The 240-nt window shown below is 50.8% G+C and carries 1 protein-coding gene; it reads right to left on the bottom strand.

Going from position 1 to position 240, the window contains the following annotated elements; genetic code table 11:
* Positions 1-240 (bottom strand): hypothetical protein (locus KVT36_RS32100; RefSeq protein ID WP_217607497.1); only part of this gene is annotated, 240 nt, incomplete at both ends.

Raw genomic sequence — 240 nt, 5'->3', positions numbered from 1 at the left:
ATGGCTGGAGGTGGTGTTTGGCCTTTGCTTCATTATAAACCGGGTGATCCACCAGGTTCCCCTGCTGGAAACGCAGGGCATGGATGGTTTTGGTATAAATACCCTCTACGGAAAAACGCCCTTGGTCCGCGGTGTTGTTATCCCGCGCCAGGCTGCTTCTCCCCCTCTGCGGCATTTTTAAGTTATTTTCGATCCTATCTTCCTGGGTAGCGCCTTTTGCATCATGTTCATCTTTACCCT

It is taken from the genome of Chitinophaga sp. GbtcB8, assembly GCF_019091455.1.
Lineage (GTDB): Bacteria > Bacteroidota > Bacteroidia > Chitinophagales > Chitinophagaceae > Chitinophaga.
Note: the sequence above shows the minus strand (reverse complement) of the source record. Positions and strands in the feature narration are given on the sequence as shown.